Genomic DNA, 833 nt, shown 5'->3' on the forward strand with positions numbered 1-833 from the left:
CTGAACCTCCCACACCTAAAGGAGTGGGGTTCTAAAGTATTAAAAGACTTCCTCTCATAGATTCCTTTCATCCATAAGCACTAATCTTTGTTCCTTTAGACTTTCATGAGCAAAGCACACTCCGATGAGTCACTTTAACGCTCTGTAGGCGCGATTCAACACCTGTTGATTCATTTGATTAGTTTCTACCCAATTCCCATACTCGCCAAATTGTCCTGATTTTTCAGCCTTTCGATTTCAATGTTATGCAATTGGAAGAAAACATCCCAGCTATTATGGCAACTCTCAACATTCGCCTGTTTTAAATCTTCATCTGCATTCATCAACAAAAACGAACTGTACAAATCCCGTTGGACTCTGCCACAATCAAACTCATTCCATCGCTCCGATAAGTTCTTTTTCCTATAAGTATTGTTAAAATGATTAAACTGGCTTGCTTTAAAAGAAGTGGTGTCTACTTTTTTTACTTTCTTTGAATCATATTCCAGCTTATTGTCCAGTATGGTTAAAAATAGACTCGGCGCTTTATTAGCCAAACTTTTCCCGAATCGCTTTTTCCTATTCATTCTTCCTGTGTTCTCGTTGATCGTTGTCTTCTTTCCTCGCGCTTGCAACCCTTTATAATTCATTGTTTCCACATAACACTCATCCCCAAGAGATAAAATCGAATTCGCTAGCTTGTTGTGATCTTGTCTTCTCTTCTCAGCTATCTTTCGCTGGATCTCTTGAAGTTGATCTCTAGTCTTTTTATAGTTCTTACTGAAAACCCACCTACGGCGATTGCCACGCTTAATGGTCCCGTCATCGTTATATTTGTCAGGGTTGTTTGCTCG

Annotated in this window: 1 protein-coding gene; it reads right to left on the reverse strand. The window is 39.3% G+C overall.

From position 1 onward, the window contains the following. Positions 1–185: 185 nt before the first annotated feature. Positions 186–833: nuclease/transposase family protein (locus AVZ68_RS19425; RefSeq protein ID WP_496196941.1), on the reverse strand; the 648-nt coding region annotated here is incomplete at its 5' end.

The organism is Shouchella shacheensis, assembly GCF_001484965.1.
Lineage (GTDB): Bacteria > Bacillota > Bacilli > Bacillales > Bacillaceae_D > Shouchella > Shouchella shacheensis.